The sequence below is a fragment of the Streptomyces sp. NBC_00631 genome, assembly GCF_045206895.1.
GTDB lineage: Bacteria > Actinomycetota > Actinomycetes > Streptomycetales > Streptomycetaceae > Streptomyces.
In genome coordinates, this window is record NZ_CP107734.1 from 2,552,980 (window position 1) to 2,572,332 (window position 19,353).

Consider the following 19,353-nt stretch of genomic DNA (forward strand, 5'->3'; position numbering starts at 1 on the left):
GATCTCCGGGCCGGAATGTGCTGGTGAGCGCTATACCGGTGGCCAGGGGATGGCCGGCCACTCGCCGCTCGGCTCCGGGTGCCTTCCGGTGGTGAGCAACGTCTCGACACGCGCGCGCGTGGCGTCCAGTTCGGCGGTGGTGATCAGCTCGGCCAGCCGGGCCCCCAGCGGCCCCCTGAGGGCCTCGCGCAGCCCCTTGAGGACCTCGACGGCCTCGCCGGTCAGCTCCTCCCCCGCCCAGCCCCACAGCAGGGTGCGCAGCTTGTTGTCGACGTTGAAGGTGACGCCGTGGTCGATGCCGTACAGGCGGCCGTCGGCGGTGGGCAGCAGGTGGCCGCCCTTGCGGTCGGCGTTGTTGACGACGGCGTCGAGGACGGCGAGCCGGCGCAGCCGTTCGTCGTCTGCGTGCACCAGCAGGGCCGTCCTGCCGTCACCGACGTCGGCGAACCCGACGGCCTTCCAGCCGGGCTCCGGTTCCTCCGCGTCCACCAGGGCCAGCAGCTCGGCGCCCTCGGGGTCGACGTCGATCCACAGCTGGACCATGCCCTCGCCGTACGGGCCGTCGCGCAGCACGGTGGGCGGGACGAGGTCCCAGCCGGTGGCCGCGGCGACCTCGTAGGCGGCCACCTCGCGCTGCGCGAGGGTGCCGTCGGGGAAGTCCCACAGGGGGCGCTCCCCGGCGACCGGCTTGTAGACGCAGGACGCCTCCTGGCCGTCGTGCGCGACCGTGCAGAACAGCGCCGCGTTCGAGGCGTCGCGGATGCGGCCGCGCACCTTCAGGTCACCGTGGGCGAGCAGCTCGGCGGCGGTCACGCTCCGCGGCGGTATCCGTTCTGGCGCGGACATACGTGTCCTTCCGGGTCGAGCGGGAGGCTGCACAGCGGGCACGGCGGCCGCCCGGCGTTGACGACGTCGAGGGCGCGCTTGGCGAAGGCCCTGGCCTGCGCGCCGGTCAGCCGGACCCGCAGCATCGGGGGCCCGTTCTCCTCGTCCTGGAGGAGCCGTTCCTCGGCCTCGGCGAGGTCCTCCTCGGACTCGGCGTCCAGTTCCACGAGGGCCTGCGCCTCGACGATCATGCGCTCTTCCTCGCCGTCCCAGGCGAGCGCCATGGTGCCGACGCGGAACTCCTCCTCGATGGGGGTCTCCAGCGGGGCGGTGTCGGCGACCTCGTTGGGTGCGACGGCGGGGACGGCGGCGTTGCCGCCGCTGCGGCGCACGACCTCGTCGAGGAGTTCGTCCATGCGTTCGGCGAGCGCGGCGACCTGGGTCTTCTCCAGGGCCACGCTGGTCGTCCGGGGGCCGGCCGTGGCCTGGAGGAAGAACGTACGGCGTCCGGGCAGTCCGACCGTGCCCGCGACGAAGCGGTCCGGCGGATCGTAGAGGAACACCTGACGGGACACGTCCTGTCTCCATGGGAATCGAGAGTGCGTGGCATTGGGAGGGCGACGACGCGACCGGTGGGGTCGCTTACGTGGATCGCTTCACCCTACTGCGGCTGACGATCACGGCGCGCCGGCGCCGCCACCGACCGGGGCGTCTTCCCCGGGAGGTTCCTCGCGGGGGGCGAGGGAGGCGAAATCCCCGGTGTCCCCGAGACGAACGAGAAACGGCCTGAGGCGGGTGTAACGGATCGCTGTGATGGAACACGGTTCGACAGAGATCCGCTGGAAGAGGTCGAGATGCAGGCCGAGCGCGTCCGCGACAAGGGATTTGATGATGTCACCGTGCGAACACATGAGATAGACGGCGTCCGGGCCGTGGTCACGCGCCACGCGCGCGTTCCACTCACGTACCGCCTCGGCGGCGCGGGTCTGCATGGCTCGCATGGACTCGCCGCCGGGGAACGCGGCCGCCGAGGGGTGGGCCTGGACGACCTCCATCAGCGGCTCGTCCTTGAGCTCGGCGAGCTTGCGGCCGGACCAGTCGCCGTAGTGGGCCTCCCCGATCCGCTCGTCCGTGTGGGCGGTGAGCTCGGGGCGGGCGTCGAGGAGGGGGCGGACCGTCTCCTGGCAGCGCTGCAGCGGGCTGGTGACGATCTCGGAGACCGGCAGCCCGGCGAGCCGGCCCGGCAGCGCGGCGGCCTGCGCGGCTCCGCGCTCGTCGAGGGCGACGCCCGGTGTCCAGCCGGCGAGCACACCGGAGGTGTTGGCGGTGGACCGTCCGTGCCTTACGAGGATCAGCGTGGGCATGCGGCCCAGGGTAGGCGCACGCCGAAGTGCGCAGGCGGGCGGGCGACGGGAGAATACGCTCCGTGATCGTGGATTGCGCCATCTACCGGGACGGGGAACGGACCGAGACGCCGCAGGACTTCTCCGACGCCCTCGCGGAGGCACGCGCGCGTGGCGACAGTTTTCTGTGGGTCGGCCTGTACGAGCCGACGGAGCGCGAGTTCGGCCTGGTCACCGACGAGTTCGGGCTGCATCCGCTGGCCGTCGAGGACGCCCTGACCGCCCACCAGCGGCCCAAGCTGGAGGTCTACGACGACTCGCTGTTCGTCGTCCTGAAGCCGGTGACGTACGAGCCGAAGAGCGACACGGTGACCTCCGGCGAGTTGATGATCTTCATCGGGGACTCCTTCGTGGTCACCGTGCGCCACGGGACGCCCTCGCCGCTCGGCGACATCCGGCGGCATCTGGAGGAGCAGCACGAGATGCTGAAGCACGGTCCGACGGGGGTGCTGCACTCGATCTCCGACGCGGTAGTGGACCACTACCTGGAGGTCGCGACCGAGCTGCAGAACGACCTGGAGGAGCTGGAGACCGAGGTGTTCTCGCCGAGCGGCGGCGGCTCCCACACCGCGTCCCGGATCTACACCTTCAAGCGGCAGATCCTGGAGTTCCGCCGGGCGACCGTGCCACTGGCGTTGCCCATGACCAAGCTGGCGGGAGCGGGCCCGTACGGCGGCGGCACGACGGTGCCCTTCGTGCACGAGGAGGCCCGCCCGTTCTTCCGTGACGTCAACGACCATCTGCTGCGGGTGAACGAGAGCGTGGAGGCCCTGGACCGGCTGGTGTCGGACGTCCTCAACGCCCACCTCGCGCAGATGAGCGTGCGGCAGAACGACGACATGCGGAAGATCTCCGCGTGGGCGGCCATGGCCGCGGTCCCCACACTGATCGCGGGGATCTACGGCATGAACTTCGACCACATGCCCGAGCTGCACTGGTTCTGGTCGTACCCGGCGGTGATCATGATCATGGCGCTGCTGGAGCTGGGGCTGTACCGGCTGTTCAAGCGCCGCGGGTGGATGTGAGGGACGTCTGCGGCGGTCGGGTTCAGGCGAACTCGGGGGCCGGGGTCGCGGGGCCGCCCAGGGCGTTCCTGCGCTCCGGCATCCGCAGGGAGACCATGCGGCGCCAGCCGGTGGCGCGTTCGTAGGCGTAGACGGCGTGGATGCAGAACGCGAGGAGCGCGGACTTGGCCGTCGGCCAGCCGAGGATGCGGCCCATGTGGGCCGTGACGGCGAGGCTGACGTCGCGGTAGACGCGGATCTCGGCGAGGGCGCACGCGCGGAGCGTGCGCTGGATGGCGTGGCCGTGCCCGGCGGCGGCCAGGCGCAGCAGTTCCTCGTGGCAGTAGGCGAGGTGGTTGTCCTCGTCGCCGGAGATCATGCGCACCGCGCGGCCCACGTCGGGGTGGCCGGCGAAGTACCGGCGCAGCAGCGCCATCTGCTCGGCGGCGCGCTGCTCGGTGACCCGGCTGTGGGCGAGGTAGGTCACGATGTCCGGCACGGTGAGCGGCCGGTCGGCGCGGAGCCGGTCGTGGGCGAGCCCGATGCCGTGCCGTTCCAGGATCATCGTGTAGTCGGTGTCGGCCGGCACCGCGACGGCCGTCAGGCCCCGCCTCCTGAGCAGGGCGTGGAAGATGCGCCCGTGCTTGTCCTCGTCGGCGCCATGGCGGGTGATCTTGGGGGCGAGGTCGCGTTCGCCCTTCGGCACCAGCGCGGCGATCCGCCCGTTCTCCCAGCCGCCCTGGCACTCCCCGCCGGCCGCGATGGAGCAGAAGAGCCGGAAGGACTCGTCGTTGTCGAGGATCTCCTGGAACAGACTCCTTGCCGAAAGCATCGTGGGCACCTCTCTGGAGGACTCACCAGACCAGCAAAGAACGAGTCAAATGCCGCATCGGGGTCACTGCAACAGGGGTGCGGGAGCACTCGGCCGAAAGGAGGAGCGCCGGGGTCACCGCGGGGGCGTAACCGCGTGCGGTCCGGCGCGTTGTGCTGGGTGACGGCCGTGGCGGGGAAGACCCCCGAGCCCCCACCACGGCCGCGGACCACTTCCCTTGTCAGGTGCTCACGCGAGCCCCGCGCGCTCCAGGGCCTCGGCGCCGGCCCGCAGCGAGGCGAGCCGCTCGTCCAGGGCGAAGCCGGCGGGCGCGAGGGAGAGCGTGGTGACCCCGGCGGCCGCGTAGGCCTTCATCCGGTCGGCGATCCGGTCCACGGACCCGAGCAGCGTGGTCTGGTCGATCAGCTCCTGCGGTACGGCCGCGGCGGCCCCGTTCTTGTCCCCGGACAGGTACTTGTCCTGGATCTCGGCCGCCTCCCGCTCGTACCCCATGCGCTGGGCGAGCTGGTTGTAGAAGTTCTGCTTGCGGCTGCCCATGCCGCCGACGTACAGCGCGGTGTAGGGCCGGAAGCTGTCGGCGAGCGTCGCCACGTCCTTGTCGTCGCCGACGGCGAGCGGCAGCGTCGGGCAGATGTCGAACCCGTCGAGGGTCCTGCCCGCCTTCTCGCGGCCCGCGCGCAGGTACTTGACGGCCGTCTCCTCCAGGTGCCCGGCGGAGGGGAAGATCAGCAGCGCGCCGTCGGCGATCTCGCCGGTCTGCTCCAGGTTCTTCGGGCCGATGGCGGCGATGTAGACCGGGATGTGCTCGCGCTCCGGGTGCACGGTCAGCTTGATCGGCTTGCCGGGGCCGCCCGGCAGCGGCAGCGTCCAGTGCTCGCCCTCGTACGACAGCCGTTCCCGGCTCATCGCCCTGCGCACGATCTCCACGTACTCGCGGGTGCGGGAGAGCGGCTTGTCGAACTTGACGCCGTACCAGCCCTCGGAGACCTGCGGTCCGGAGACACCGAGGCCGAGCCGGAAACGGCCGCCGGAGAGGGAGTCGAGGGTCGCGGCGGTCATCGCGGTCATCGCCGGCTGCCGGGCCGGGATCTGGAAGATGGCCGAGCCGACGTCGATGCGCTCGGTCTGGGCGGCGACCCAGCTGAGCACGGTGGCGGCGTCGGAGCCGTAGGCCTCGGCGGCCCAGCACACGGCGTACCCGAGCCGCTCGGCCTCCTGGGCCACGGCCAGATTGTCCCCGTCCATCCCGGCACCCCAGTAACCGAGGTTGATCCCGAGCTGCATGGCCGTTCCCCTTACTGATCAGTAACGTCGCTGTCGCGAGAGACCTTAGCGTGAGGCGCCCCGAAAGGGGCGCGGGGCAGCGCCCGATATGCGGCTCCGCCGCGCGGGCGCGTCGAGAGGGCCCCTCAGGGCGCGGGGACTGCGCGCTCAGCCCCCGCCGACTCGCGGCCGGACACGGCGCGAAGCCCATGGCGAAGCCGACCGGCCCACCTGCTCTGCCCTGGAAACCGGTTATCCACAGGCAACCCAACGCACCAGCTCTGGCCAGTAATGTCGGCGGACATGGAGCAGAGGCATCTCGGCCGTACCGGCCTGCGTGTGTCCAGAATCGGACTCGGCACCCTCACCTGGGGCCGGGACGTCGACGAGCACGACGCCGCGGACATGCTGAAGGCGTTCTGGGAGGCCGGCGGAACCCTCGTCGACACCGCGGACGTGTACGGCGACGGAGAGGCCGAGTATCTGCTCGGGCAGCTGATAGAAGGGCTGGTGCCGCGCCGGGACCTGGTCATCTCGACGAAGGCGGGCAGCGTCCCCGACCCCGACCGGCGTTTCGACGGCTCGCGCGGTCATCTGCTCGCCGCGCTCGACGCCTCCCTGGCCCGCCTCGGCACCGACTACGTCGACGTCTGGCACGTACACGCCTACGACCCGGACACCCCGCTGGAGGAGACCCTCCAGGCCCTCGACCTGGCGGTCAGCAGCGGTCGTGCCCGTTACGCCGGGATCTCCAACTTCTGCGGCTGGCAGCTGGCGAAGGCGGCGACCTGGCAGCTCGCGGCGCCGGGCACGCGGACCCGGCTGGCCAGCACGCAGCTGGAGTACTCGCTGCTCCAGCGCGGCATCGAGCGCGAGGTGCTGCCCGCCGCCCTCGACCTGGGCATCGGCCTGCTGCCGTCCTCTCCGCTGGGCCGGGGTGTGCTGACCGCGAAGTACCGCCACTCCACTCCCCCGGACTCGCGCGGTGCCTCCGAGCATCTGGCGCCGTTCGTCGAGCCGTACCTCGACGACACCGCCACCCGGATCGTGGACGCGGTGCAGACGGCGGCGGACGGACTCGCGGTCACCCCGCTCCAGGTGGCGCTCGCGTGGGTGCGGGACCGGCCGGGCGTGGCCGCCCCGATCGTCGGCGCGCGCAACGCGCAGCAGCTCGCGGGGGCATTGTCAGTGGAGGCGCTTACTCTTCCTGACGAGATCTGCCGGGCGCTCGACGACGTGTCGGCGCCCGTGCACCGCTATCCCGATCACGACTGGAGCACGCTGTGAGCACGGAGCCGGGGCTGGGCGCCAAGCCCGAGGCCGACGAGGACACGACGGCCGGGGGGACGACGGAGGCCGGAGCCCCCACTGCCGGCCCGGCCGCGTCCGGCGACCCGGACACCGCAGGGTCGGGCACGGCCGACACCGACGGCGCGGACGGCGACGGCGGCAGCGGCGGGGCCGTCGGCGGTGGGGACTCCTCCAGGGCGGCCGCGGGTGCGACGGCCGGTGGCTCTGGACCGGTCGGTGGTGACGTGGGCGGGGGCGGATCCGGAAGCAGCGAGGAGGCCGCGGTGAGCGGCCCGGGCAGCGGCGGCGAGGACGGGGCCGAAGGCGCGGCTCAGGTGTCCGAGTCCGAGGCCGAGCTGGCTGCTCAGCGGGTGGAGCGGGAGCGGATCGCCCGGCGCAAGGCCGAGAAGGCGGGGCCGATCGAGAGCGGGACCAAGCTCAGCGGGAAGGCGGCGGACCTGCTCGCGGCGATCCGGGCGGTGGAGAGCGGGGAGAAGCCGGCGGCCACCGTCTTCGCGGAACCGGCGCCGCGCCGGGCGCCCGAGCCCGAGCCCGTCCGTCGGCCGCAGCCTGCGCCCGCCTCCCCGGTGCCCGGCGTGCCCGGCCTGCCTGCCGCGGGGGCGGTCACGGCGGTGCGCGGGGTGCTGGCAGACGGCGGTGCGCCCGAGTCGCTCGCGCCTCAGGTCGCCGCCGCCCTCGGCGAGGGCGCGGACACGCTGCTCCGGGAGGACCCCTGGCAGCTGCTCCGGGTCACCGGCGTGCGGCCCGACCAGGCCGACGGGTTCGCGCGGGCGCTGCTCGGTGACCAGTGCGGTCCGGACGACGAGCGGCGCGGCCGGGCGGTGACCGGCTGGCTGCTCGAACAGGCCGCCGTGGCCGGGCACACCGCGCTGGAGATGCCGGCGCTCACCGCCGCGCTGGCCCAGCGTGCGGTGCCCGACCCGGAGGCTGCCGTGCAGAGCGTGCTCGCGGAGGGCGAGGCGCTGGTCTTCCAGGACGCCCTGGATCCGGGCGCCCCGGAGCCCGAGGACGACGAGGAGGAGCGGCCGGTCCGGGTCCTGGTCGCCCTGGAGCGGTACGCACTCGCCGAGGAGAGCCTCGCCGACGGGCTGGCCCGGCTCGTCAACTCCCTCGCCAAGGACGCCTCGGAGCCCTGGGAGGCGGCCGCGGCGGCGGCCTCCCGCGGCGGCGCCGAGCTGGCGCGGGCGGTCGCCGGGCACGGCCTGGTGCTGCACACGGGCGGCGAGGCGGCCCGCGCCGAACCCGCGGCCCTGCTGACCGCCGCCCGCGCCGCCGGACTGCGCGCCTTCGCCGCCACCCACACCCCCGACGGCCGCCGGCGCCTCACCGGCGGCGAAGGAGCCGTCGGCACCGTCGCCGAACTGCTGGCCGGCGCCGCGGGCCCCGGCCGGGACGCGGACGGTGCCCTGGACCTCGACCTGCTGATCGTGCTGGACGCGCCCCAGCTGGACGTGGAGGGCGCCGCGATGCTCGTGGAGGCGCTGCCCGACGGGGCCCGGCTGGTGCTGAGCGGGGACCCGGCGGTGCTGTGGTCCGCGGGGCCCGGGCGGGTCTTCGCCGACCTGCTGGCGGCCCGCGTCTGCCCGCAGATCGCCTCCCGCACGCCCGACCCCGGCCCGCTCGGCGAGCTGGTCTCCGGGATCGGCGTCGGCGAGCTCACCCAGGTCGAGGCGCCCGGCAAGGAGGTCGTGATCGTGCCGGTGCGGGACGCGGGCGAGGCGGTGCACCGCACGGTGCAGCTGGTCGCCGACTCCGTCCCGCGAGCGATCGGCGTCCCCGCCGAGCAGACCGTGGTGATCACCCCGGGCCACGGCGGGGCGGCGGGCACCCGAGCCCTCAACACCGCCCTCAAGGAACGGCTCAATCCCGGCCCCGGCCGCTTCGGCGGCTTCGACCCGGGTGACCGTATCGCCTACTCCCCCGCGCCGGGCCGTACGGCCTGGGGCCAGGTGGTGAAGGCCGACGCCGACGGGCTGCACCTGTCGTGCGCGGGTGCGCCCGTGGTCGTACCGAAGGATCGGGTGGAGCAGTCCGTCCGTCACGGCTGGGCCGTGACCGCCCACCAGGCGGCCGGCAGCCGCTGGCCGGCGGCGGTTGTGGTGCTGCCGGGTGACGCGGTCCAGTCGCTGAGCCGACCTTGGGTGTACACGGCGTTCAGCAGGGCGGAGCGTCATCTGTCGGTGGTCCACGGCGTGGATCAGGCTCTGCCGAAGGCGGTGGCCGAGACCCTGCCGAAGCCCCGCACCACCCGCCTCCCGCTCCTGCTGAAGACCCAGGTGCCGACCGCGACCTGACGGCGATCAGCCGCAACGGCGCCGGCCGACGACGCCCGTCCGGACCGAGTCCGGAAGGCACCGTCGGCCGGCGGGAGAATCAGCGCTCGGCAGCGTCCAACGGCTCCAGGTCCTCGTCCTCGTCCAGGTCGAGGTCGTCGTCCAGTTCGCCGGCGTCCCCGGCGTCCTCGCCGTCCGCGTCCTGGCCGTCCGCGTCCTCGTCGTCGAAGACGGCGCTGACGTCGAAGCGGCACACCACCCGCTGCGGATCGACCCCCTCGAAGGGCGTCTCCAGCCACTCGCCGGGCTCGGCCGGCTCGTCCGCCGCGGTCACCCACAGCGTGGAGTCGCCCTCCTCCAGGCCGAACTCCTTGTGCCGGGAGGCGATCTCGTCCGGCTCGAACTCGCCGAAGAGGACCCCCAGCGCCCCGTGGATCGTGCCGGCGGCGTCCTCGTCCGCGCCGGGGCCGTCGTCGTACTCCGCCGCCTCGACCCGCTGCGCCTGTGCCAGCAGCCGCTGTGGTTCGGCCACGGCGTAGTCGCGGCGGATCAGCACGCTGATCGCGTTCGGTTCCTCGGGGCCCGCGTACGGCGGCAGCGAGTCGTCCGTACCGGGGATCTCGAAGGGCGTGACCTCGTCGTAGCGGTCGTAGAGAAGCTCGTCGTAGACCTCGGCGGCCGCGGCCAGCTGGTTGAACGCCTCGTAGACAGCCGGGTCGTCCTCCCCCGACCTGCGTTCGACCGCGGCCAGATGGCGGTCGAGCGCGGTCTTGACCGCCTCGGCGGCGGCGCGTACCTCGGCAGCGGTGGGCTGCGCAGCATCAGACATAGTGCAGACGCTATCCGTACCGGGCACCAGCCCGCACAATAGATGCGATGCCGGAATACGAATTTGTCGACGTGTACGTACCTCGCGGGGTGTCCCGCAAGGAAGCCACACGTCTGCTGACGGACCATGCCGAGTACGGACACTGGGAGTTGGACCGACTGAGCCTCATGCGCGACGGCAGCCGCAGGGTGCGGTTGCGCCGGCGGATCATCCGCCAGGTGCGTGCCACATGGTGAGACTGGCCGACTGACGGAAGGGGCCCCGCGACGCGGGGCCCGTCCCGTTCCACGCATCGCCGCCGGTGCGTCACCGTCCGTGCGCTACGCCGCTGCGCGCGCCCTGCGGTACAGCACCGCGCCCGCGAGCAGCGCGCCCGCGCCCGCCGGGAGCGCGAGGCCCAGCGGCAGGTCACTGCCGGTGTGCGCGAGCTGCGGGGCGGCGACCGGCGCACTCACCGAGGCGCTGCCCAGCGGGTGGATGAGGCCGGAGCCGTGGGTACCGGTCGGAACGGTGGTGTTCCCGGAGTGGGCGGGAGGCGTGCCAGGGTGCTGCCCCGGATGACCCGGCGTCCCCGGGTGGCCCGGCGTCCCCGGCTGTCCCGGCGTGCCAGGGGTCCCCGGCGTCCCGGGTGGGGTGCTGCCGTGGCCTCCGTGGCCAGGAGGCGTGCCGGGTCCGTGGCCGCCGTGACCTCCGTGGCCGCCGTGACCTCCGTGACCTCCATGCCCGCCATGCCCGCCATGCCCGCCGTGCCCGCCGTGCCCGGGCGGCTGCGTGGGGTGACCGCCGCCGGGGTGCCCGGGGTGGCCCCCGTGTCCGTAACCCCCGCCGTCGGAGCACTCGTTGCCGACGGCGGTGTTGCCGACGCCGATGACGTTGACGCTGTTGCCGCAGACATTGACCGGGACGTCGATCGGCGCCTGCACGGTGTTGCCCGAACCGACACCGGGCGAGCCCGCGGTGTGGCCCCCGGCGTGCGAGCCGCCGTGCCCGCGGTGGACGCCGTGTCCTGCGGTGTCGCCGTAGCCCGTCGAAGGACCGCCGCCGGGGCCGCGGTCGGCACACTTGTTGCCCATCGACGGGTTGAGGGCGCCGACGACGTTCACGGTGTTGCCGCAGACGTTCACCGGCACGTGCACCGGCGCCTGCACGGTGTTGCCGGAGAGCACGCCGGGTGAGTCGGTGGCCGAGCCGACGGCCCCCGAGTCGGCGTGGGCGTATCCGCTTGCCGCGGCGATCACACCGGTCGCCGCGGCCACTGTCATAAGGCCCTTGCGGGTACCCTGTCGCATTTTCTGAATTCCCCCCTGCCTCGGATCCTGACCTTGCTGCATTCCGCACGGACGTTCATTCGGAAAAAGCCCGCGGAAAAACCGGTCGGCCCCGGAGCGCATGGCGCGCGCTCCGGGGCCGGCGGAAAGACGCCCCTCAGGGAGTCGGCGTCACTTGTTGAGGCAGGTGTTGCCGAAGGCGGGGTTCAGCAGCCCGATCACGGAGATCGTGTTGCCGCAGACGTTCACCGGGACGTGCACGGGAACCTGGATCACGTTGCCGGAGACGACACCCGGGGAACCCACGGCAGCGCCCTGGGCACCCGAGTCGGCGACGGCCAGGCCCGCACCCGCGAGAACCAGACCACCAGTGGCAGCCGCAGCAGCGACGACCTTCTTGAGCATTATTCCTCCTTGTTGGCAATGCGATTCCAAGTAGCGGATCGCATCTGGAGTAACGAGGAGGGAGTAATCGAGCTACGAGCTTATCGTCGCATTCACTCTTCTCAGTCGGCTTCGTACAGCCGCCCGATTACCTGAAGCCAGGGCTTCACGACTCGTCGATGAAACGGTCGAGCACGCGGACACCGAACTGGAGCCCGTCCACCGGCACCCGCTCGTCCACACCGTGGAACATGCCCGCGAAGTCCAGCTCCGGCGGCAGCTTGAGCGGCGCGAAGCCGAAGCCGCGGATGCCGAGGTCGTCGAAGGACTTGGCGTCGGTGCCGCCGGAGAGCATGTAGGGGATCGCCTTCGCGGTCGGGTCCTCGGCGAGCAGCGAGGACTGCATGGCCTCCACCAGGGCCCCGTCGAAACTGGTCTCCAGCGCCTTGTCGGAGTGCACGTCGGCGCGGACCACGTTCGGGCCGAGGATCCGGTCCAGGTCGGCGAGGAACTCCTCCTCGTGACCGGGCAGGAAGCGGCCGTCCACGTGCGCGGTGGCCTCGCCGGGGATGACGTTGACCTTGTAACCGGCGTTCAGCTGGGTGGGATTGGCGGTGTTGCTGAGGGTCGCGCCGATCAGCTTGGCGATGCCGCCGAGCCGGGCCAGCGTCGACTCCATGTCCTCCGGGTCCAGCTCGGTGCCGAGCGCGTCACCCAGCTCGTCGAGGAAGGCCCGGGTGGTCTTGGTGACCCGTACCGGGAACCTGTGCCGGCCGAGCCGGGCCACGGCCTCCGACAGCTCGGTGATCGCGTTGTCGCGGTGGATCATCGAGCCGTGCCCGGCGGTGCCGGCCACCTTCAGCTTCATCCAGTGCATGCCCTTCTCGGCGGTCTGGACGAGGTAGAGCCGGCGCTGCTCGCTGACCGTGAAGGAGAAGCCGCCGACCTCGCTGATCGCCTCCGTGACGCCGTCGAAGAGGTCCGGGTGGTTGTCGACCAGGTGCCGGGCGCCCCAGGTGCCCCCGGCCTCCTCGTCGGCGAGGAAGGCCAGCACGATGTCCCGGGGCGGTTTCCGGCCGCTGCGCAGCCGGTCCCGTACGACCGCCAGGGTCATGGCGTCCATGTCCTTCATGTCGACAGCGCCCCGGCCCCACACGCACCCGTCCGCGATCTCGCCGGAGAAGGGGTGGTGGGTCCAGTCGTCGGCGTTGGCCGGTACGACGTCGAGATGACCGTGGATCAGCAGGGCGGGCCGGGACGGGTCCGCGCCCTCGATGCGGGCCACCGTGGAGGCGCGGCCCGGGTGGGACTCGAAGATCCTGGGCTCCAGGCCGACCTCGGCGAGCTTCTCGGCGACCCACTCGGCGGCCTTGCGTTCGCCGGGACCGGAGTGGTCGCCGTAGTTGCTGGTGTCGAACCGGATCAGCTCGCGGCAGAGGTCCACCACCTCGTCCTCGCCGGTGACGCCCTTGGCCGTGTCCGTCTCGCTCACGCTGATTCCTCCTGCTGTCACTGCCGGCCGGTCCCCGCCATCCTCTCTCCCTTCCCGGCCCGGGCCCAAGGCCGGTCCCGGCCCGTCACACGCCGTTCACGCCCACGGGCCCCGGAACGGGGTGTGATCGGCCGCCCCCGAAAGCCTGGTAGTGTTTCCTCCGTCGCCGCGAGGGAAGCCCACACGGAAGTCTTCGCACGACAGACACCTTGTCCGGGTGGCGGAATGGCAGACGCGCTAGCTTGAGGTGCTAGTGCCCTTTATCGGGCGTGGGGGTTCAAGTCCCCCCTCGGACACCACGAAGAAACCCCTGCTGAGCAGGGGTTTCTTGGTTTTCGGGCAGAGTGCGGGGCCGAGTGCGGGCGACCACCTCGCGGTGGGCGCGCCGCTGTCTCAGCCGAGGCCGCCCGGGAGGCCGCCTATTCGGCCGTCACGGAGGGCGACGGCGGAGGTGAACGCACGGAGCGTGGCGCGGTCCAGCAGGAGCGCGGGCCCGTCGGGCCACTTGCTGTCGCGGACGGCGACCGTCGCCTCGTCGACGATCCCGCATTCCACGCAGTCGGACTGTGATGCGGACGCCGAGGACTTCCACCAGATCACCGGCAGAGTCGACGCGTCGTCAGCGTGCTTCATTCCTTATTCGTTCTTCCTTATCTGGGTGATCAGTTCCACCGACGCCTCGACGGACTCGGCGGCAGACGTGAGGCGTTGCCACGCGGCCCGGTGCGTGGAGACCCGATCACGTTCCTCGATGTACAGGGCGGAGGTCAGCCCTTCCTGGTGGACGACGTCCAGATCCGTGTGCGGACCGAAGCCCAGGATGCTGAAGGTGCCGGTGAGCCCGGCGTGCAGGGGAGCGTCCGATCTCAACACCTGGATGTTGATGTTCGGGCGTCGCCCCATCGTAAGCAGGCGCCCCAACTGCTCGTACATCAGGGCGGGATCCTCGGTGGTGGAGCGCAGGGCCTGTTCGGAGATGATCGCCCAGAGCGCCAGCGGGTCGCTGTCCCGGGTGAGGACGGCCTGGCGTGCCAGCCGTACCTCGACGAGCGCGTCGACCCGTGCCTCGACCGCCTCGGACATGGCGGTCGCCCGGATGATCTCGCGGGCGTACTCGGCGGTCTGGAGCAGTCCGGGGACCATGCCCAGCTGCCAGGTGGAGACCGTCTCGGCCTCCGCCTCCAGGCTGATCAGGTCCTCGTACACCGGGGTGAGGACACCCCGGTACGAGTGCCACCAGCCGCGCCTGCCGCCCTCCTTGGTGAGCGTGATCAGGGCCGCGCGCAGCTCGTCGCTGACGTCACGGCCGAGTTCGCCGTAGAGGTGGAGCAGCGCCTGGATGTCCGCTGCCTTGGGGGCCGTCTTGCCGGTCTCCATCCGGGACAGCTTGGACGAGACGAACGCGCCTCCGGAGTGCTCGGCGACCTCGTCGAGGGTGAGTTCGCCGCGCAGTTCGCGCAACTTCGCACCGAGCCGACGCCGGCGCACCGTGGGCGTGCTCACGGATTCCCCCTTCTCTCCGGTGAACTGCCCGACAGTCTGCCCGTGCCGCCCCGACCCCCGCCACCGGCTGACGACTTGTGCCGCAACTCTCTCGACTCGATGCGCAATATTTCACATCTCGTGGGACGTATTGCGATCGACTGTGCTGTGAAGGCACCATGAATCCGGGAAATACGACAGTGACCGCACTCGCATGGCGAACCACCGTGCCTGCGTTGGGACATGCCCGTGAGGGGATGCACATGATCGAACGCCAGCGGAGCACCACGACCGAACCCCGCGCCCTGCAAGTCGCCCCGCCGCCGGTTCTGTTACTGGCCAGCGAGCCTCAGTCGGCCAAGGCCGCCCGACTGTTCGTGAGCGACTTCATCGCGCACCACACCCCCGACGCCTCCCGCGACCACATCGACGCGGTCGCCCTGGTCACCTGTGAGCTGGTCACCAACTCCCTGCGCTACGAGACCGATCCGGACGACCCGGTGCGCCTCGTCATCGACACCGACGGCTCCCGGACCCGGGTCGAGGTGCACGACCCGCTGGGCCGCCATCCCCGGCTGCGTCCCATCTCGGTGGAACGGGACCGCGGGCGCGGTCTGCTCATCCTCGACGCGCTCTGCTCGGGCCGCTGGGGCGTGGGCAATCTGCCCTGGGGCAAGTCCATCTGGGCCGAGGTGAGCGCCGCGTGACGCCCGGCGCCCTGTGACGTTTTCTCCGCCCCCACGGTGACGGCCGGCTCCGCGGCGCTCTCCCCTCTCTCCTCGCCGCGGACCGGCCGTTGTCGTACAGGCCGCCGGACACGTGGAGTTGACCTGCCTCACGCTGTGTGGCCCATCTCTCGCCGGGAGCGGATAATCCCTGGTCAGAGGTTGCTCAAGATTCAAGGAAGTGCTCCGAACGGCCGCCTTCGGGTGGCCGTCGGAGGAGCGGGAGCCTAGCGTCGTACTAATATTTCCGGCTTGTTACCCAGCCGGAGCCGGATAACCCCAGGCAGACCTGGGGACCCGCCGGCGCCCCGGAGGGTTCCGGGAACGAGACGCGAGGACCGGATGGCAGCCATTGACGGGAGCAGTGCTCTCGGCCTGCTCGACGAAGAGATCCGCGAGGAGTTCGGGGACACCGCACGGTTCTCGGCCGGGGTGGCGGCCTCGCCGCGCACGCTCGTGGACGTGTTCGAAGCAACGGTACGGGCTCACCCGGACGAGCCCGCGCTCGACGACGGCACCGCCCAGCTCACCTACCGCGCACTCGCCGTCGAGGTGGCGCGGCTGCGCCGGCGGCTCGCCGAGGCCGGGGTCGGGCTCGGGGACCGGGTGGGCGTGCGGGTTCCCTCCGGGACCAACGACCTGTATGTGGCCGTGCTCGGCGTTCTCGCGGCCGGGGCCGCCTACGTGCCTGTCGACGCCGAGGACCCGGACGAGCGGGCCGCCCTGGTGTTCGGCGAGGCGGAGGTGGCGGCCGTCCTCGGCGCGGGGCTGCACATCGACGTCCGCCGCGACTCCGCGGAGCCCGCCGGCCGCCCCGGCACCGAGCACGACGCGTGGATCATCTTCACCTCCGGTTCCACCGGCAGGCCCAAGGGCGTGGCCGTCACCCACCGCAGCGCCGCGGCCTTCGTGGACGCCGAGGCCGCGCTGTTCCTGGCCGAGGAGCCGATCGGGCCCGGTGACCGGGTCATGGCGGGCCTCTCCGTGGCCTTCGACGCCTCCTGCGAGGAGATGTGGCTGGCCTGGCGCTACGGCGCCTGCCTGGTGCCCGTGCCGCGCTCCCAGGTGCGCAGCGGCGCCGACCTCGGCCCTTGGCTGGTCGAGCAGGAGATCACCGTCGTCTCGACCGTGCCCACCCTCGCCGCCCTCTGGGAGCCCGAGACGCTCAACGACGTCCGCCTGCTGATCTTCGGCGGCGAGGCCTGCCCGCCCGAGCTGGCACAGCGCCTGGTGACCGAGGGCCGTGAGGTCTGGAACACCTACGGCCCCACCGAAGCCACCGTGGTCGCCTGTGCGGCCCTGATGACCGGCGAGGAGCCGATCCGCATCGGGCTGCCGCTGAACGGCTGGGAGCTGGCCGTCGTGGACGACGCGGGCGTGCCCGTGGCGATGGGCGAGAGCGGCCAGCTGGTGATCGGCGGGGTCGGCCTCGCCCGGTACCTCGACGCCGAGAAGGATGCGGAGAAGTACGCGCCCCTTCGGTCGCTGGGCTGGGAGCGGGCGTACCGCAGCGGTGACCTGGTGCGCGCCGACCGCGAGGGGCTGGTCTTCCTCGGGCGTGCCGACGAGCAGATCAAGCTCGGTGGGCGCCGGATCGAGCTCGGCGAGGTCGACGCGGCCCTCCAGGCGCTCCCCGGCGCCGCGGGCGCGGCGGCGGCCGTACGGACCGCGCGCAGCGGCAACCAGCTCCTGGTCGGCTATGTGGTCACCCAGGACGGCTGGGACCACGCGGCCGCCGTCGAGAAGCTGCGTGCCGAGCTGCCCGCGGCCCTCGTCCCGCTGCTGGCGCCGGTCGCCGAGCTGCCCACCCGCACCTCCGGCAAGGTCGACCGCAACGCCCTTCCCTGGCCTCTGGAGGGCCTGGAGACGGGCGGCCCGGCCGAGCAGCTGTACGGCACCGAGGCCTGGCTCGCCGAGCAGTGGACCGAGGTCCTCGGCATCCCGGTGAGCAGTGCCTCCGACGACTTCTTCGCGATCGGCGGCGGCAGCCTGTCCGCCGCCCAGCTCACCACCCGGCTGCGCACCCGCCACCCCAGCGCGGCCGTCCTCGACATCTACCAGCAGCCGGTGCTGCGCAAGCTGGCCCGCCGGCTGGAAGACTCCGCGCAGGACGACGGCGCCGAGCGCACGATCGCGCCCGTGCCCCGCACCGCCCAGTCCGTGCAGCTGCTGCTGCTCCTCCCGCTGTTCACCCTGCTCGGGCTGCGCTGGACGGTGGTGCTGGCCGCGCTCGGCAATGTGCTGGGCGGCTACGGCTGGCTGCCCACCGCGCCCTGGTGGCTGGTCGCCCTCGGGGCCGTGGTGCTGTTCACCCCGCCCGGCCGGATCGCGGTCTCGGCCGGCGGCGCGCGGCTGCTGCTGCGGGGCGTGAAACCCGGCACGTACCCGCGCGGCGGCTCCGTGCACCTGCGGCTGTGGGCGGCCGAGCGGCTGGCCGAGTTCACCGGGGCGACCACGCTGACCGGCTCCTGGCTGGAGCGGTACGCGCGAGCGCTGGGGGCCAAGATCGGTCCCGAGGTGGACCTGCACTCGCTGCCGCCGGTCACCGGCCTGCTCAGGATCGGGCGGGGCGCGGCCGTGGAGTCCGAGGTGGACCTGTCCGGCTCCTGGCTGGACGGCGACCGGCTGGTGATCGGCCCGGTCCGGATCGGCGCCCACGCGGTCGTCGGGACGCGCAGCATGGTCTTCCCGGGCGCCCGCGTCGGCAAGCGTGCCGAGGTGGCCCCCGGCTCCGCGGTCACCGGGCAGATCCCGACCGGCCAGCGCTGGGCCGGCGCCCCGGCGGTCAAGCTGGGCAAGGCCAAGCGGAACTGGCCCGAGCAGCGGCCGCAGCGCGGCACCTACTGGCGGGTGATGTACGGCCTGACGGGCTTCGCGCTCAGCGCGCTGCCGGTGCTGGCGGGGGCCGCCGCGCTCCTGGTCGCCGGGCGTTTCGTGGCTCCCGGGGACGGCCTGGCCGAGGCCCTGCGGGGCGCGGCGGCCGCGCTGGTCCCGGCCACGCTGGCGTTCGGGCTGGCGTACGCGCTGCTGGTCCTCGTCTCGGTACGGCTGCTGAGCCTGGGGCTGCGCGCCGGCACCTACCCGACGCACAGCAGGACCGGCTGGCAGGCGTGGACGGTGTCCCAGCTGATGGACCGCTCCCGCGAGACCCTGTTCCCGCTGTACGCCGGCCTGGTCACGCCGGTGTGGCTGCGGTTGCTCGGGATGCGGATCGGCAAGGGCGCCGAGGTCTCGACCGTGCTCGCGCTGCCGAGCCTGACGACGGTCGGCGAGGGCGCGTTCCTGGCCGACGACACGCTGACCGCGCCGTACGAGCTGGGCGGCGGGTATGTGCGGATCGGGCGCGCGCAGATCGGGCGGCGGGCGTTCCTCGGGAACTCCGGGATGACCGCGCCGGGCCGCAGTGTGCCGGACGGCGGTCTGGTGGGTGTGCTGTCGGCGACGCCCAAGAAGGCGAAGAAGGGCACGTCGTACCTGGGGCTGCCGCCGGTGAAGCTGCCGCGCAGCGCCGCCGACGGCGACCAGAGCCGGACCTACGAGCCGCCGGCGCGGCTGCTGTGGGCGCGGGCGCTGGTGGAGACGTGCAGGATCGTGCCGGTGCTGTGCTCGGCGGCGCTGGCCGGGCTGACGGTGGCCGCGCTGTGCGCGCTGGGCGCGTGGGCGCCGCTGCTGTCGGGGCTGGTGCTGCTGGGTGCCGGTGCGGCCGCGGGCCTGGTCTGCGTGGTGGCCAAATGGGTGCTGGTCGGGCGGCACCGCAGCGGGGAGCATCCGCTGTGGAGCTCGTTCGTGTGGCGCAACGAGCTGGCGGACACGTTCGTCGAGGTGCTGGCGGTGCCGTGGCTGGCCGGCTCGGTTCCGGGTACCCCTGTGATGACGGCCTTTCTGCGCGGCCTCGGGGCGCGCATCGGCAAGGGGGTCTGGGTGGAGAGCTACTGGCTTCCGGAGACGGATCTGGTGACCCTGGAGGACGCGACCACGGTGAACCGCGGCTGTGTGCTGCAGACTCACCTCTTCCACGACCGGATCTTGCGGACGGATACTGTGGTTCTCCGTGAGGGCGCCACACTGGGTCCTGGCGGGATCGTGCTGCCCGGCAGCACGATCGGGGCCCGTACCACCCTCGGGCCCGCGTCGCTCGTCATGGCGGCGGAGTCGGTTCCCGACGACACCCGCTGGCTCGGCAATCCGATCGAGGCATGGCGTCCCTGAGCGCGGGCCGTCCGGTGGCCGCGGGTGTCGGCGCGCCGAGAGACGGTTCGAGC

At 72.5% G+C, this 19,353-nt stretch carries 17 protein-coding genes and 1 tRNA gene; 7 read left to right on the forward strand and 11 right to left on the reverse strand.

Annotation, left to right across the window (positions count from 1 at the left end; genetic code table 11):
• Positions 1-30: 30 nt before the first annotated feature.
• The 3 genes from OHB00_RS11695 to OHB00_RS11705 form a co-directional block, all read right to left on the reverse strand.
• Positions 31-846, reverse strand: coding sequence for an SCO1664 family protein (locus tag OHB00_RS11695; RefSeq protein WP_406433945.1), 816 nt, complete (start codon positions 844-846; stop codon positions 31-33).
• Positions 810-1,400 carry a DUF3090 domain-containing protein gene (locus OHB00_RS11700; RefSeq protein WP_406433947.1) on the reverse strand — a complete coding sequence of 197 codons (591 nt, stop codon included), beginning with the start codon at positions 1,398-1,400 and terminating at the stop codon, positions 810-812. The genes OHB00_RS11695 and OHB00_RS11700 overlap by 37 nt, the downstream gene beginning before the upstream one ends.
• A gap of 102 nt (positions 1,401-1,502) precedes the next feature.
• Entirely contained in the window at positions 1,503-2,189 is a 687-nt protein-coding gene (locus tag OHB00_RS11705; protein ID WP_406433949.1) for a histidine phosphatase family protein, read from the reverse strand.
• A gap of 62 nt (positions 2,190-2,251) precedes the next feature.
• On the opposite strand from OHB00_RS11705, the gene corA reads away from it, so the two are divergent.
• On the forward strand, positions 2,252-3,253 hold the full coding sequence (gene corA / locus OHB00_RS11710) for a magnesium/cobalt transporter CorA (RefSeq protein ID WP_406433951.1): 1,002 nt from the start codon (positions 2,252-2,254) through the stop codon (positions 3,251-3,253).
• A gap of 22 nt (positions 3,254-3,275) precedes the next feature.
• On the opposite strand, the gene OHB00_RS11715 is transcribed toward corA, so the two are convergent.
• Both OHB00_RS11715 and OHB00_RS11720 read right to left on the reverse strand, forming a co-directional pair.
• Complete coding sequence (locus OHB00_RS11715; RefSeq protein ID WP_406433953.1) at positions 3,276-4,064, reverse strand: ferritin-like domain-containing protein; 789 nt, start codon at positions 4,062-4,064, stop codon at positions 3,276-3,278.
• 228 nt (positions 4,065-4,292) lie between these two features.
• Positions 4,293-5,348: an LLM class F420-dependent oxidoreductase gene (locus OHB00_RS11720; protein ID WP_406433955.1), complete on the reverse strand. Its 1,056-nt coding sequence runs from the start codon at positions 5,346-5,348 to the stop codon at positions 4,293-4,295.
• Positions 5,349-5,630: 282 nt separating this feature from the next.
• On the opposite strand from OHB00_RS11720, the gene OHB00_RS11725 reads away from it, so the two are divergent.
• Complete coding sequence (locus OHB00_RS11725) at positions 5,631-6,614, forward strand: aldo/keto reductase (RefSeq protein ID WP_406433957.1); 984 nt, start codon at positions 5,631-5,633, stop codon at positions 6,612-6,614.
• Positions 6,611-8,932, forward strand: coding sequence for a helix-hairpin-helix domain-containing protein (locus OHB00_RS11730; protein ID WP_406433959.1), 2,322 nt, complete (start codon positions 6,611-6,613; stop codon positions 8,930-8,932). The genes OHB00_RS11725 and OHB00_RS11730 overlap by 4 nt, the downstream gene beginning before the upstream one ends.
• Before the next feature lie 79 nt (positions 8,933-9,011).
• Here OHB00_RS11730 and OHB00_RS11735 read toward each other — a convergent pair whose 3' ends face one another.
• Positions 9,012-9,740 (reverse strand): hypothetical protein, encoded by a 729-nt coding sequence (locus OHB00_RS11735; RefSeq protein ID WP_406433961.1) that lies wholly within the window; start codon positions 9,738-9,740, stop codon positions 9,012-9,014.
• Between the two features lie 47 nt (positions 9,741-9,787).
• Between OHB00_RS11735 and OHB00_RS11740 the strand changes: the two genes are divergently transcribed.
• Positions 9,788-9,976, forward strand: a complete 189-nt coding sequence (locus OHB00_RS11740; protein ID WP_046732800.1) for a DUF5703 family protein — start codon at positions 9,788-9,790, stop codon at positions 9,974-9,976.
• 84 nt (positions 9,977-10,060) lie between these two features.
• Here the strand turns inward: OHB00_RS11740 and OHB00_RS11745 are convergent, their stop codons facing one another.
• The 3 genes from OHB00_RS11745 to OHB00_RS11755 all read right to left on the reverse strand — a co-directional run bounded on the left by OHB00_RS11745 (position 10,061) and on the right by OHB00_RS11755 (position 12,884).
• Positions 10,061-11,029 (reverse strand): chaplin, encoded by a 969-nt coding sequence (locus OHB00_RS11745; RefSeq protein ID WP_406433964.1) that lies wholly within the window; start codon positions 11,027-11,029, stop codon positions 10,061-10,063.
• Between the two features lie 150 nt (positions 11,030-11,179).
• Complete coding sequence (gene chpH / locus OHB00_RS11750; protein ID WP_406433966.1) at positions 11,180-11,413, reverse strand: chaplin ChpH; 234 nt, start codon at positions 11,411-11,413, stop codon at positions 11,180-11,182.
• A 145-nt stretch (positions 11,414-11,558) separates the two neighbouring features.
• Complete coding sequence (locus tag OHB00_RS11755) at positions 11,559-12,884, reverse strand: M20/M25/M40 family metallo-hydrolase (RefSeq protein ID WP_406433968.1); 1,326 nt, start codon at positions 12,882-12,884, stop codon at positions 11,559-11,561.
• A gap of 211 nt (positions 12,885-13,095) precedes the next feature.
• On the opposite strand from OHB00_RS11755, the gene OHB00_RS11760 reads away from it, so the two are divergent.
• Positions 13,096-13,183: transfer RNA gene (locus OHB00_RS11760), tRNA-Leu, on the forward strand.
• Positions 13,184-13,277: 94 nt separating this feature from the next.
• Here OHB00_RS11760 and OHB00_RS11765 read toward each other — a convergent pair.
• On the reverse strand, positions 13,278-13,517 hold the full coding sequence (locus tag OHB00_RS11765) for a DUF397 domain-containing protein (RefSeq protein ID WP_406433970.1): 240 nt from the start codon (positions 13,515-13,517) through the stop codon (positions 13,278-13,280).
• A gap of 3 nt (positions 13,518-13,520) precedes the next feature.
• Positions 13,521-14,387, reverse strand: coding sequence for a helix-turn-helix domain-containing protein (locus OHB00_RS11770; RefSeq protein WP_406433972.1), 867 nt, complete (start codon positions 14,385-14,387; stop codon positions 13,521-13,523).
• A gap of 242 nt (positions 14,388-14,629) precedes the next feature.
• Here OHB00_RS11770 and OHB00_RS11775 point away from each other — a divergent pair, with 242 nt between their 5' ends.
• Both OHB00_RS11775 and OHB00_RS11780 read left to right on the forward strand, forming a co-directional pair.
• Positions 14,630-15,073 carry an ATP-binding protein gene (locus OHB00_RS11775; RefSeq protein WP_181805838.1) on the forward strand — a complete coding sequence of 148 codons (444 nt, stop codon included), beginning with the start codon at positions 14,630-14,632 and terminating at the stop codon, positions 15,071-15,073.
• Positions 15,074-15,433: 360 nt separating this feature from the next.
• On the forward strand, positions 15,434-19,300 hold the full coding sequence (locus OHB00_RS11780; protein ID WP_406433974.1) for a Pls/PosA family non-ribosomal peptide synthetase: 3,867 nt from the start codon (positions 15,434-15,436) through the stop codon (positions 19,298-19,300).
• Positions 19,301-19,353: the final 53 nt, after the last annotated feature.

What these genes read in the sequence shown, in the direction of transcription:
- OHB00_RS11695 (WP_406433945.1), bottom strand. Translation starts at nt 846, where the DNA reads ATGTCCGCGCCAGAACGGATACCGCCGCGGAGCGTGACCGCCGCCGAG.
- OHB00_RS11705 (WP_406433949.1), bottom strand. Translation starts at nt 2,189, where the DNA reads ATGCCCACGCTGATCCTCGTAAGGCACGGACGGTCCACCGCCAACACC.
- OHB00_RS11715 (WP_406433953.1), bottom strand. Translation starts at nt 4,064, where the DNA reads ATGCTTTCGGCAAGGAGTCTGTTCCAGGAGATCCTCGACAACGACGAG.
- OHB00_RS11720 (WP_406433955.1), bottom strand. Translation starts at nt 5,348, where the DNA reads ATGCAGCTCGGGATCAACCTCGGTTACTGGGGTGCCGGGATGGACGGG.
- OHB00_RS11725 (WP_406433957.1), top strand. Translation starts at nt 5,631, where the DNA reads ATGGAGCAGAGGCATCTCGGCCGTACCGGCCTGCGTGTGTCCAGAATC.
- OHB00_RS11735 (WP_406433961.1), bottom strand. Translation starts at nt 9,740, where the DNA reads ATGTCTGATGCTGCGCAGCCCACCGCTGCCGAGGTACGCGCCGCCGCC.
- OHB00_RS11740 (WP_046732800.1), top strand. Translation starts at nt 9,788, where the DNA reads ATGCCGGAATACGAATTTGTCGACGTGTACGTACCTCGCGGGGTGTCC.
- OHB00_RS11745 (WP_406433964.1), bottom strand. Translation starts at nt 11,029, where the DNA reads ATGCGACAGGGTACCCGCAAGGGCCTTATGACAGTGGCCGCGGCGACC.
- chpH (WP_406433966.1), bottom strand. Translation starts at nt 11,413, where the DNA reads ATGCTCAAGAAGGTCGTCGCTGCTGCGGCTGCCACTGGTGGTCTGGTT.
- OHB00_RS11765 (WP_406433970.1), bottom strand. Translation starts at nt 13,517, where the DNA reads ATGAAGCACGCTGACGACGCGTCGACTCTGCCGGTGATCTGGTGGAAG.
- OHB00_RS11775 (WP_181805838.1), top strand. Translation starts at nt 14,630, where the DNA reads ATGATCGAACGCCAGCGGAGCACCACGACCGAACCCCGCGCCCTGCAA.
- OHB00_RS11780 (WP_406433974.1), top strand. Translation starts at nt 15,434, where the DNA reads ATGGCAGCCATTGACGGGAGCAGTGCTCTCGGCCTGCTCGACGAAGAG.